This is a genomic window from Halobacillus litoralis (assembly GCF_004101865.1).
Taxonomy (GTDB): domain Bacteria; phylum Bacillota; class Bacilli; order Bacillales; family Halobacillaceae; genus Halobacillus; species Halobacillus litoralis_A.
Genome location: NZ_CP026118.1, coordinates 2,876,401 through 2,888,743, shown reverse-complemented (window position 1 = coordinate 2,888,743; position 12,343 = coordinate 2,876,401). Strand labels below are relative to the sequence as shown.

Sequence of the window (12,343 nt, the reverse complement as noted above, 5' to 3'; positions counted from 1 at the left end):
CACATCCCCCTTTCTTATGAAAAGATCATGGTGGATATTCTAAAAAAAGAGACGACAATGGCATGGGAAATACCATTGTCGCCTCCTCATAACTCATGACTATAGGCCACCTATACTTTATATATGATTAATACCAAGTCCAAATGTCTCGTGTTCCAAACCTTTCACCGGTGCACCGATCGTCCCGTAAAAAGCGACGGCAATCCACTCGCCTTCTCCAGGGCGATCATAAGGTTCCCCGCGGACGACAGCGAACCGGAGTCCGACCGTCCTCATCATATCGCCAACGCCTAACTGCCCCCTCATCACACCCTCTAAGGATTCTAAAATCGCATGATATAAGGCGTGGGTTTCTCTGTAGACATCTTCTGAAATAAGTTCATTCCGCTTTGCTGCTGTTTCTACGGCAGCGATCACTTTCTGTATTTCCATAGAACCTGCTTTGCCCTGGCAATATTCCACTTTTTCCAGGGAGGAAGCAAATGGAAGCAACTCTTCTTCTGAGAGTGATGCCAAAAGCATAGCAAGTTTTCCGATTTTAACCGTTTGCGTCATTGTTCCACCACATTTCCGTCCAGCTAATCACTATTCACTAACTAAATTGTAACCGCTTTCCTTAAAGACTGCAATTCCTTTTCTGAATAGAGAGGCGATATATTTTAATAATAAGGAAGGCAAATGTAGAATTTTATAGCAAAATTTGCTATATTGTTTAAGTTGTAGTATTTTTTTAACTTATATTTAAAGGAGAGTCTTCATGTGAGGATAGCTGTTCTTTTACCTTGTTATAATGAGGAACAAACCATTGGTGAAGTTATAGAAGATTTCAGAAAAGAATTACCAGAAGCAGACATTTATGTTTATGACAATAATTCAAAAGATCGTACATCAGAAGTCGCTGCCGAGCATGGGGCGATTGTGAAAAAAGAAATGCGCCAGGGAAAAGGACACGTTGTACGCTCAATGTTCAGAGATATTGATGCGGATTACTATGTCATGGCTGATGGCGACCGTACTTACCCGGCCAAATTTGTCCATCAATTGTTAGAGCCATTGAGACGCCAGGAAGCGAACATCGTCATCGGGGACCGGTTATCCAACGGGACGTATGTAGAAGAGAATAAGAGAAAATTCCATAACCTTGGGAATAACCTCGTCCGCGGACTCATCAACTTCCTTTATAAAAGTGATTTAAAAGACATCATGACCGGCTACCGTGCATTTGACCGGCTGTTCGTCAAATCCATGCCAGTGATGAGCCCAGGGTTTGAGATTGAAACAGAAATGACGATCCACACGCTTGATAAAAGATTTTCTATCAAGGAAATTCCGATCGACTATCAAGACCGCCCTGAAGGAAGCGAATCCAAGCTCAACACCTTCAGTGATGGTTATAAAGTGTTGAACAAAATCTTCACTTTATTCAAAGAATATAAACCGATGTTATTCTTCTCTTTCTGGTCGATCATTCTATTGGTATTGGGATTAGCAGCAGGAATCCCTGTCCTTGTGGAATTCGCAAACACTGGATTTATTACAAAAGTTCCTTCAGCGATTCTTGCCGTAGGGCTCGTTATTCTATCCGTGTTATCTTTCGGCTGTGGATTGATTCTAGATACCGTAGCTGCAAACTTCAAGAAACAGTTTGAATGGGAATTGAATAAAATCAAACAAGATATGAAGGACGATTTTAAATGAACCGAACTATGATTTTTTTACTTTCCAGTCTCGGTTTCAGTTTGTGGAGTACGGTTGCACTCATTTCCCTTTATCAAAGCATAAGTGAAACATCACCGATCATCATCACTTTCACTTTCGTATTTTTTTTCGTTGTGGGTCTCTTTATGTTATTTTCCATCAACAAAAACCAGGCGGATTTCACCCGTTTTATTAAAAGAAAATCAATATCCAGCTTTTCAGCAGTTTTTTCATTCGTTCTGCTGATCAGCTTAAGGGATTCCTCTACTCCTATTATAGAGCCTCCTTTTCTGTTTGGTCTCTTTACTTTAGCAGGGTCATTCCTTGTATTGTTCCTCTGTGTTTCATGGCTGATTTTCTTTTTATCCAACATGTCAGCAGCAGGGGGAGAGCATGAGGTTTCGAAATGGAAGGTCCTCGTATATGCTATCCCCCCTATTCTTGGCTGGCTTATCTACTTAATCGCTTACTATCCAGGTACAATGACACCAGATTCACTTCTGCATTGGGAGCAGATTCATACCTATGATTTCAGTAATTGGCATCCTGTAGTGTACACGTGGTACATCATGCTTCTCACTTCCATATGGAAGACTCCTGCGATTGTAGCTTTGTCTCAGATCGTCATTTTAGCTTTATTTGGGGGATACGGGGCTTATCGCTTAGAAAAAAGTGGTCTGTCCACTACATGGGTATGGATCGGTGTTTTGCTATTTTCCGCTTACCCTTTGAACGGGATTTTCCCAATCGCGATATGGAAGGACATATTCTTCAGTGGCTTCATCTTCCTTTTCACAATATTGATTTATAATATCGTATCTACCAATGGCCGATGGCTGCACTCTCCTTGGCACTTGATGATATTAGCGATCAATGCATTGGCGATAGCCTTAATGCGGAGTAATGGACTACCGATATTCGCAGTCATGGCCGTCTTATTATTAATTGTTTATCGAGCTTATCTTTTGAGACTTTTTGTTACAGTATTATTCGTCGTCACCTGCTACTTCCTCATTACAGGGCCTTTATTCAATTATATGGAAGTACGCGGTACAGATCCGAATGAGGCATTGAGTATTCCTACTCAGCAGTTCGCTCATATCATTTCAGAAGATGGGGATCTCACCCAGGAGCAAAGGGCTTATCTGGACGATATTTTCCCTTTGGAATTATGGGAAGAAAATTATGATCCTTATATAACAAATCCGATAAAATTTTCCGGAAAATATGATAAGGATGTTATCTTTGATGACTTTGGATATTATCTGAAAACATGGGCCTCAGTCGTTTCTAATAACTTCGGTCTAGCCGTAGAAGCATATTTAGACCAGACGTCAATCATATGGCAGATCAATCAACCTGAAGATGGTTACACAAGTACCTATGCCCGCAATGTTTATTTGTACAATGATTACGACCTGAAAACAGATCCTCTGCATTCAGGTGTGTACAAGGTTGTTAATAGTTATTTAGAAAAAATTAAAACGTATTTATTGGAACCATTATTACGCCCGGCTTTCTATACAGCCATTATCCTTCTTGCCGGCACTGTACTAACAATAAGGAACGGAGCGAAAGCTTTACTCATCATTTTACCTGTACTGCTTAATACAGGTACCATGCTGCTGGCTACACCTGCGCAGGATTTCCGCTACCAATTCGCAAACGTCTTAGTAGCGTTTATAATGGTCGGTGTCATGTTCATTAAATTTGACTCTAATAAGAAGAAGGTCCAACATGAATAAATTCACCCGGTCGATCAAAGACAACGGTTTAGGCATCTCTCTAATGGTACTGGCTGCTTTGCAAACCGCTCTTGGGCAAATGTTTTGGAAAATGTCCGGCGGAGAGATCAACTTTTATCTCCTGCTCGGCTTCTTCCTTTATTCACTTGGCGCTGTTCTGATGATTGTTTCTTTCCGATTCGGAAGCCTATCCGTGCTCCATCCACTCCTGAGTATCGGTTATGTTTTCGCACTTTTCTTCGGAAGCATCATCCTGCAGGAAACGATTACGGAGAGTAATCTGATAGGAACCTTTCTCATTATCGTAGGAGCTGCATTGATCGGAGGTGGTGACAATTAAATGGATTCTGGTTGTCGCTCTCTTCACTTTATTCGGTGCCATCGGCGGGTATTTTTTCAAGAAGGCTACGACTCATGGATTTGCCCTCAACGGCTTTTTCATTAAACATTTGTTCATAGGCGGAAGTTTCTATGGTGCAGGGGCGATATTGAATATCATTACACTCAATTATCTCCCTTACACCATCGTTTTCCCTCTTACATCTATCACATATGTGTGGACATTGTTGTTATCGTATTTCTTTCTGCAAGAAATCATCACGTTCAAGAAAGTGATCGGCGTCACTTTCATCATCGCAGGTTCATTCCTGCTGATCCTATAAGAAAAAAATGGATGACCTCTTCCTCAGGTCATCCATTTTTTTCCTTATCATTCATTTTTAGATATAAGCGGTAGAACGCTGAAAAAGACAGAAAGGCGATGATGCTGCCAGAGAAGATCGGGATGATCAAAGGAAAAATATAAAGGCTGATCATCAGGATGAATCCACAACTGATGCTCACAGTCAGAAATAGGATCGGGCTGACAAAAGTAATCAAAAAAGCCTGCTTCAGCACATCCCTCACACTCATAGCAAAGTGGACCTTCACTGAGAAGAAATTGATGGTGAATACGAACAAAAGAATCCCCAGAACGAAGAAGATGTTCATGAGCAGTGGACTGCTTGTTGAGAAATAGGAGATATCAGCGATTAAAATCCCCCACAACACTGTCAATACAAGCCCACCTTTGAGGCTTCCTGCATAATTCTCTTTGTAGTAACTGAAAAAAGATTGGTCAGGTGTTTCCTTGTGATCTTTTCTCACCCATTCACGTGCTTTCGCAAACATCGCCGTGGTAGCAGGAAAGAAGATGAAAGGGGTGAGGATAGCTAGTGGTGGAAGCAAGTACCAGAGATCGCTCGTCCTGCTGATGTTCAATAAGCTCAACAATAGAAGTGCAACCGGCAAATTGAACAATGCCCATTGCAGATTTGTGAGCGAAAATCTCATGATCCATTCACTTACAGCATAAAGACCACCTTTGATTCCTGATGTTTGATTCATAGTTTTCCCCTTCCTCTTTGAAGAGAACCCCTTTCCAAGTTGCAAAGGGGTTCTCTCAACTGGCTGCTTAAGCCCACCACATTTCTGCCGCTGGCTCTTCAATCAATACGGCTTTCAGGTTTTTGACCGCCTGGTTGAATCCTTCATTAATAGACATGATCGGGTCTTCGTGCTCGATACTTACGACATGATCATAGCCGTAGGTCCTTAGTGCACTGATGATATTCGACCATTCCTGTATTCCGTGTCCATACCCGACTGAGCGGAAACTCCATGCCCGTGTTTGGACATTTGCATAGTTCTGCATATCTGTAAGTCCGTACATATTCACATTATCCTGGTCGATATACGTGTCTTTCGCGTGGAAATGGTGGATGGCATTTTCTTTACCCAAAATCTTGATAGCTGCCACAGGCTCGATTCCCTGCCACCATAGATGACTCGGGTCTAAGTTTGCACCAATGCTGTCACTCGTAGCTTCGCGCAGTTTCAGCATCGTGTATGGTGTATGTACAAGGAAGCCTGCATGCAATTCAAGGCCGATTTTAACACCATATTCTTCAGCAAATTCCCCTTGTTCTTTCCAATATGGAATCAATTTCTCATTCCATTGCCATTCTAACACATCCGAATATTCCGGCGGCCATGGAGTCACCGGCCAGTTTGGTGCTGTGTCGTTTTCATGACCACCAGGGGTGCCAGAGAATGTATTTACGACTGGAACACCCATCAAATTGGCCAGCTTTACGGATTTGACGAATGCATCATGAGATTCTTGAGCGAACGTTTGATCAGGGGAAATCGGGTTCCCGTGACAGCTGAAAGCACTGATAGTCAAGCCGCGTTCCTGAACTTTCCCCAAATATTCCTCACGCTTCGCTTCACTTTCCAACAATTCGTCTACATTACAGTGAGCATTCCCCGGATAGCCCCCTGTGCCGATTTCTACAGCTTTCAATCCGGATGCTTTAGCATGGTCCAGCATTTCTTCAAAAGACTGATCAGAGAACAAAACGGTAAATACGCCTAATTTCATTTGAATTCCTCCGCTCTTTTTTAGTTAAATTTCACACTTGAACCTTTTTGACTGCTTTCATAAATGGCTTCCATCAACTTCGTCACTTTGAGCGCCTGCTCTGGTTTAACGATCAGTTCGTCTTCTCCTAAACAACTATCCACGAAGTTGCCCGCCTGGATAAGCCCAGGACTTGGCTCACCTTCTCTGATTTTTGCCGTACTATCAAGAAGCGCTCCATATTTCGCTTGATAGAGTTCAAAGGGATAGACACTGACTCCACCGTCCACACCAGATATGGTCAATGAGGTATGATCTTCTTTGATATTGGCCGCCCATGAACATTCGAACTGCATGGACTCCCCGTTTTCAAAGGTAATGTAACTCGTTACGTGATCATCCACATTGAAGGTTTCGTGATCGAAGGGCCCCCAATCATTGACTTGTCCTGGCGTTTTACTCAACCGGTCGTATGTTTTCCCCATCACTTCTACAGGTTTCGGATCATCCAGCAGCCATAACGCTAAATCAAGTAAATGACAACCGAAATCGATCAAGCTGCCACCACCTTGCAAGTCTTTATTAGTGAAAACACCCCAGCCAGGGACCTTCCGCCTCCGCATCGCTTGCACTCTCGTTACTAACGGATCACCGATTTCATTATTCAGCACCGCCTTTTTCGCAAGCTGAGCTTCTGGTGTGTAACGGTAGTGATAAGCAATTGAAAGCAGGCGGTTATTTCTCCTGGCCGCTTCCATCATGGCTTCACACTCCGCTGTTGTAATCGCCATCGGTTTTTCGCATAAAACATGGACACCTGCCTCGAGCGCAGCGATCGAGATTTCTGCGTGAAACTTATTCGGAGTACAGATAGTGACTGCATCCACTTCTTTGAACATTTCTTCGTACTCACTGAATACTTGTGGGATGTTATATTTCTCAGCCACTTCTTTCGCCCGCTCTTCGTTCACATCCTGCACTGCACTCAAAACGACTTTATCTTTTAATTCAAGGAAAGAGGGAATATGCCTCCCCTGGGCAATTCCCCCTACTCCGATCATTCCCATTCTTAACCGACTCATTTAGAAACCCTCTCCAGGCTGCTGATCTGTCTCGTTTCACCAGAACGAAGCGCGCCAAGAATGACTTCTAAGGACTTCAATCCTTCCTGTCCTGTAATCAATGGTTCTTTGTCATTAAGAATGCTGTCAACAAAATGATCGATGACACCGGAGTCACTCTGCCCGCCATCTTCATTCGACTGGATCTTTCCTAATTGATAATTGACCGTGTCTCCATTCGTATATTGAGCGACAAGAGAGTAAACTGGATCATCTTCTAAACGCAATGTTCCTTTCTCTCCATAAATGACGGTCGAGTTGTCTTCTTGCGGGTTATATGCCCAGCTTGCCGCCATCGTACCTACAACTCCGGACTCTGAACGGAGAATACAAACCGCGTTATCATCAACCGTGATCTTATCTTTCGCATTGTTTTCAATAAAACCTGCAACATCGACGAATTCTTCACCGAGGATGTAACGAAGCAAATCTGCTTTATGTACTCCGAGATCCCCCATGGCACCGATGAATGCCTGATCTTTTTTGAAAAACCAGCTATCTTCTCCTTCAGCACTCCAACCTTCCGGACCCCCATGGCCGAATGCCGTACGGAAACTGTACACTTTTCCGAGAGAACCGGTTTCAATCAGTTCTTTTGCTTTTACATGAGACGGTACGAACCGCTGATTGTGGGCAATCATCAATTTCCGGCCATTCTTTTCAGCTGCCTGGATCATTTCTTCCGCTTCCTCTTTAGAAGTGGCCATCGGCTTTTCACAAAGGACATGGCATCCAGCGTTCAGAGCAGCAATCGACACAGGTGCGTGCAAATAGTTCGGCAAACAAACACTCACAGCATCTATAGTCTCTTGATCTAAAAGTTCTTCATAGCTTGTGTAGGATTTTGCTTCGTATTTTTGAGCAATTTCTCGTGCGCGTTCTTCCACGATATCGCAAACGGCTGTGATTTCCACATGATCACTAGCCTCATATTCTAACAAGTGACGATTTTGAGCAATGCTTCCACAACCGATTACAGCAATTTTAAGTTTTGTCATTTTGAAAAGCTCCTTTACGATTTATTTGAAATTTCTTCTAAAGGTTGAGCATTCCCATAGACAGGTGTAGGTGTTTCGGTGTTGTTCACCCATTTCACACCATTTCTAATGACTGTTTGCACTTCCTTGTTGTAATAAGTCGGATATGTTTCATGTCCAGGGCGGAAATAAAAGACTTTCCCTCTCCCGCGTCGGAAGGTAGCACCACTCCGGAAAACTTCCCCCCCCTCAAACCAGCTGAGGAAAATCAATTCATCCGGTGTCGGGATATCGAAGTGCTCGCCATACATTTCTTCTTTTTCAATTTCAATAAATTCGCCGATTCCTTCTGTTATCGGGTGTGTCGGTTCGACGACCCAAATCCGTTCTTTCTCGTCTGCTTCACGCCACTTCAAATCACAGGAGGTACCCATCAGCTTTTTGAACGGTTTTGAGAAATGCGCCGAGTGAAGGACCACAAGTCCCATTCCGTCAAGGACACGCTGCTTCACCTTTTCAGCGATATCATCTTCCACTTCGTCATGTGCCTTATGTCCCCACCATACGAGGACATCCGTGTCAGCAAGCACTTCGTCTGTGAGACCATGTTCTTTTTCATCTAATGTCGCTGTTTTGACATTTCCGTGATCTTCTCCTAAGAATTCAGCAATAGCCCCGTGGATCCCTTCAGGATAAATATCTCCAACGACCTGGTTTTCTTTTTCATGACGGTTTTCATTCCATACGAGTACATTCATGTTCATTCCTCTTTCCTTTTTTAAATTACTTTCCTTTGATTCTAAGGCTTTGTTAAAGGTTGTTGCTGATCTTTCATATGAGAGTTATTCAGTTATATGGCAGGATTGCGTAAGACTCGATTCCGAGATGTTATGGAGCTTTTAGGGGCTGCAGGAAACGGATCGCTTTCCGTGGGGCGCGCGCTGAGCCTCCTCAGGCTTCGCCTTGCGGGGTCTCACCTGTCACGCTAATCCCAGTTCTTAAACCATTGGAGGCTGAATTTTGGTTGGAGATCTTAAACCGCACAAGTGCTATCCAGCTCCAGTGTCTAGCGGCTAGTGAGACTTCCCTCGCTTCTGTACGATAAGTCAACATCGAATCGCTATGCTCTTCGTGTTTCCTTTATCTCCTCCAGCTCAGTCCAGTCCATACGCCGCTGATCAAGGCACTTCCGCTTTCAAGTTAGGAGTCTCACCGTTTCCCTCCGCCCCTTAGCCATATTAAGCATCTCGAAATCGAATTGTATGCTATCCGGCAGTTTCGACTTACTCATTGAGGTAATGGGGGATGGGAAGCTGCGAGACTCCTGCGGGAAAGGATAGGCTGGCGAGACCCCACAGGGTTTCCCGAGGAGGCTTGCCGCCTTCCCCGCGGAAAGCGAGTAGCTTCCCATCCCCCATTCGCACTTCCAGATATCTCGAAACTGAGTCTTAAACGATAGGGAGCTTATATCAAAAAATCAACCACTGGAATTTAACAGAGCCTAATCTAAAAAAACACTACTCTTGTCGGTAAATCCACCGTTCTTTGCAGGATTCTCTTTCGACGATCACTGTCGGGATAATGACGCTTTTCTTGATCATATCCGGCCGATTAAGTAAATCGATCAAATTCCGAGCGGACTCATGCCCAAGTTGAATGGACTGTGTATCAACAGTAGTCAGCGGAGGGTTGGACAGTTGTGCGATCATCGTATTGTTGAAACCGACGATGCTCATGTCCTCGGGCAGCTTCACACCTCTTGCTGCCAAAGCACGCATGACAAGCAAGGCATTGTAATCATCTGTAATCACTAACCCTGTCGGTGGATCAGGTAAGTCCATCAATTCCTTCACCACTTCATCTGCATCTACTTTTCCGGGATGTATGTTTTTCCGTAATTCTTCATTCACTTTGAGATTATGGTTTGATAAGGCTAGTCTGAATCCTTCTAAGCGGTCCCGTGCCACTTCATAATGTGAATCTCCACCAATGAACCCGATTTTTTCATGGCCAAGTGCAATCATATACTCCGTCACATCTTTACTGGCTTGAATATTGTCGTTGTCGACGAACATCGTTTCACTGGCACGATCAACTGGTTTGCCGACCATGACAAAAGGAAATTCACATTCCCGCAAATAAGGGACGACTTTGTCATCTTGCCGGGAATAGAGGACGATGACTCCATCAACCCTCTTGCCTTGAACCATCTTTACAACTTCCTGGTAAATGGCTTCCTCTGTATTCCCAGTCGTCAAATAGATGCTGTAATCACTTTCATGACAAGCATCACTGATTCCCCTCAACAATTCTGAAAAAAACGGATTTTCAAAAGAATGCACGGATGAAACTTTTGTGACGATACCAATCGTCTGCGTGGATTGGCTCACCAGCACCCGCCCATTGTAGTTAAGGTGGTAGCCGAGTTCATCCATCACTTTCCTAACTTTCCGTTTCGTCTTTTCGCTGATCCGCGGGCTGTCCGAAATGACACGAGAGACCGTAGATGGAGCGACGTCCGCCTTCTTGGCAACGTCTTTAATCGTTACAGACACGTTGATCTACTCCCTCCGTACTTATTTAACAGCTCCTTCTGATACGCCATTGATAATTTGTTTCTGTGCAAAGAAGTATCCGATGATAACCGGAAGAATGGCGATGGTCAAGCCTGCCAGTGCTAAATGCCACTGCTTCGTGTATTGGCCGAAGAAGTAAAACATCTTCAATGGAATTGTAGCATTCGATTCACTCAGTACAAGGGAAGGAAGTAAATAATCATTCCAAATCCAGATGACATTCAAAATGCCGACAGTCACAGAAATAGGCTTTAACAATGGAAAAATAATAAACCAGAACAACTGGAAGCGGTTTGCTCCATCAATAATCGCCGCTTCATCCATTGACTTGGATACACCTGTCATCGCCCCGTGATAAAGGAAGATCGACAAACTACATCCAAAACCTAAGTACATGAAGATCAGCCCACCTGCATTCAACATATTCGCTTGGCCGAAGATCGAAACAAGCGGAATCATGACAGATTGGAACGGAATTAACATTGCTGCGACAAATATGAAAAACATGATGCCGCTCATTTTACTTTTGTTCCTGGCCAGTGCATAGCCAGCCATCGAAGAAAACAGGATGATGATGGCGATGCTGAGACCTGTGATCAACACAGAGTTGAACAAAGACTTCAGAAACGCGAGATCGATGAAAGCTTCGACAAAGTTTGCGAAAACAGGTTCTTCTGGAAACCCAAGCACCCCGCTGAAAATGTCGCGTTTCGTTTTGAAAGCATTCACAATCATTAAGTAAAAGGGAGCCAGCCAGATCAGGCCAAGCAGAAGGCCGAGAATTTCAATAGAAATCAGATTTCTCTTTTCATTGTTCTTTTTCATTACATCTCAACCTCCCGCTTCTTGTTGTAATACACTTGGGTCATTGCAATTACAGCCACAATCAGGAAGAAAATGACGGCTTTCGCCTGGGCATACGCCATTTGGTTATCAGAGAATGCCGTTCGCACAATTTCCATTGCCACCATCTGTGTGGAGTTGAACGGACCACCATTTGTCAGCGATAAGTTTTGATCATATATCTTGAAAGCCATAGACAGCGTCAAAAACATACTTACAGTGAATGCTGGTGCCACTAGAGGAAACGTAATGTTTTTAAAACGTTGGAAACTGCTTGCTCCATCAATTTTGGCTGCTTCAATCAACTCTTTAGGAATGTTTTCCAAGTATGCAATGTAAATGATCATAATGTAACCGGCCATTTGCCAAGCTGTCAAAATGACAAGTCCCCAGAAACCGGTATTCGTGGTGGACAACCAGCCATTCAGGCCTTCAATACCTGTCAAACCCGCAATATCCCCGAATACACTGATGAAAATGAACTGCCAGATAAAGCCCAGAATCAGACCACCAATCAAGTTCGGCATAAAAAATACGGTACGCAGCAAGTTGCTGGACTTAATATTGCGTGTTACTAACAGAGCTAAACCAAGCCCCATGATATTTAATAAAATGACCGTAACGATAGCGAATTTCACGGTAAACCAAATGGAACTCATAAATTCATCTTCCTGGAACAGGTTGATGTAATTTTCGAAACCTAAAAATTCGTCAGCCGTTATCCCGTTCCAATCGGTGAATGAATAGAAAAGACCATAAAAGAATGGGATGACGACAACAATTCCCAAGCCGAGAATAACAGGGGTCAAAAACAACCAAAATGCTAAGCTGCGATTCTGCATGTCCAACTCCTCCAATACTGTATACGGAACTTAGTCCGTGAGTGTGTGATATCGATTTCATACCTGGTTAAAACAAAACATCTCATCCATTAACATACCTGACTATGTAAATATCTTAATAGAGGAGATATTTTGTAATT

At 43.5% G+C, this 12,343-nt stretch carries 13 protein-coding genes; 4 read left to right on the top strand and 9 right to left on the bottom strand.

The window, feature by feature from the left end:
• Positions 1 to 117: 117 nt before the first annotated feature.
• Positions 118 to 555, bottom strand: coding sequence for a histidine utilization transcription antiterminator HutP (gene hutP / locus HLI_RS14505; RefSeq protein WP_128525634.1), 438 nt, complete (start codon positions 553 to 555; stop codon positions 118 to 120).
• A gap of 204 nt (positions 556 to 759) precedes the next feature.
• On the opposite strand from hutP, the gene HLI_RS14500 reads away from it, so the two are divergent.
• Genes HLI_RS14500 through HLI_RS14485 form a run of 4 tightly spaced genes read left to right on the top strand, consistent with a single transcriptional unit; the run spans position 760 to position 4,105 of the window.
• A complete protein-coding gene (locus tag HLI_RS14500) occupies positions 760 to 1,698 on the top strand; it encodes a glycosyltransferase family 2 protein (RefSeq protein WP_128525633.1) in 939 nt (312 codons plus the stop codon).
• On the top strand, positions 1,695 to 3,443 hold the full coding sequence (locus tag HLI_RS14495; RefSeq protein WP_128525632.1) for a DUF6020 family protein: 1,749 nt from the start codon (positions 1,695 to 1,697) through the stop codon (positions 3,441 to 3,443). Before HLI_RS14500 ends, HLI_RS14495 begins: the two co-directional genes overlap by 4 nt.
• On the top strand, positions 3,436 to 3,783 hold the full coding sequence (locus HLI_RS14490) for an EamA family transporter (protein ID WP_128525631.1): 348 nt from the start codon (positions 3,436 to 3,438) through the stop codon (positions 3,781 to 3,783). The genes HLI_RS14495 and HLI_RS14490 overlap by 8 nt, the downstream gene beginning before the upstream one ends.
• On the top strand, positions 3,770 to 4,105 hold the full coding sequence (locus tag HLI_RS14485; RefSeq protein WP_347232248.1) for an EamA family transporter: 336 nt from the start codon (positions 3,770 to 3,772) through the stop codon (positions 4,103 to 4,105). Before HLI_RS14490 ends, HLI_RS14485 begins: the two co-directional genes overlap by 14 nt.
• A 28-nt stretch (positions 4,106 to 4,133) precedes the next feature.
• On the opposite strand, the gene HLI_RS14480 is transcribed toward HLI_RS14485, so the two are convergent.
• From HLI_RS14480 to HLI_RS14445, 8 genes are all read right to left on the bottom strand, one after another.
• Positions 4,134 to 4,829, bottom strand: coding sequence for a YesL family protein (locus HLI_RS14480; protein ID WP_128525630.1), 696 nt, complete (start codon positions 4,827 to 4,829; stop codon positions 4,134 to 4,136).
• A gap of 67 nt (positions 4,830 to 4,896) precedes the next feature.
• A complete protein-coding gene (locus HLI_RS14475; protein WP_128525629.1) occupies positions 4,897 to 5,865 on the bottom strand; it encodes a sugar phosphate isomerase/epimerase family protein in 969 nt (322 codons plus the stop codon).
• Between the two features lie 20 nt (positions 5,866 to 5,885).
• A complete protein-coding gene (locus tag HLI_RS14470; protein WP_128525628.1) occupies positions 5,886 to 6,926 on the bottom strand; it encodes a Gfo/Idh/MocA family protein in 1,041 nt (346 codons plus the stop codon).
• The gene (locus tag HLI_RS14465; protein WP_128525627.1) at positions 6,923 to 7,963 is read right to left on the bottom strand and encodes a Gfo/Idh/MocA family protein; all 1,041 of its coding nucleotides are present in this window, start codon (positions 7,961 to 7,963) and stop codon (positions 6,923 to 6,925) included. The genes HLI_RS14470 and HLI_RS14465 overlap by 4 nt, the downstream gene beginning before the upstream one ends.
• Before the next feature lie 14 nt (positions 7,964 to 7,977).
• Positions 7,978 to 8,700, bottom strand: coding sequence for a ThuA domain-containing protein (locus HLI_RS14460; protein ID WP_128525626.1), 723 nt, complete (start codon positions 8,698 to 8,700; stop codon positions 7,978 to 7,980).
• A 759-nt stretch (positions 8,701 to 9,459) separates the two neighbouring features.
• Positions 9,460 to 10,497 carry a LacI family DNA-binding transcriptional regulator gene (locus tag HLI_RS14455; RefSeq protein ID WP_128525625.1) on the bottom strand — a complete coding sequence of 346 codons (1,038 nt, stop codon included), beginning with the start codon at positions 10,495 to 10,497 and terminating at the stop codon, positions 9,460 to 9,462.
• Between the two features lie 21 nt (positions 10,498 to 10,518).
• Positions 10,519 to 11,343, bottom strand: a complete 825-nt coding sequence (locus HLI_RS14450; RefSeq protein ID WP_128525624.1) for a carbohydrate ABC transporter permease — start codon at positions 11,341 to 11,343, stop codon at positions 10,519 to 10,521.
• Positions 11,343 to 12,203 carry a carbohydrate ABC transporter permease gene (locus HLI_RS14445; protein ID WP_128525623.1) on the bottom strand — a complete coding sequence of 287 codons (861 nt, stop codon included), beginning with the start codon at positions 12,201 to 12,203 and terminating at the stop codon, positions 11,343 to 11,345. Before HLI_RS14445 ends, HLI_RS14450 begins: the two co-directional genes overlap by 1 nt.
• Positions 12,204 to 12,343 lie beyond the last annotated feature (140 nt).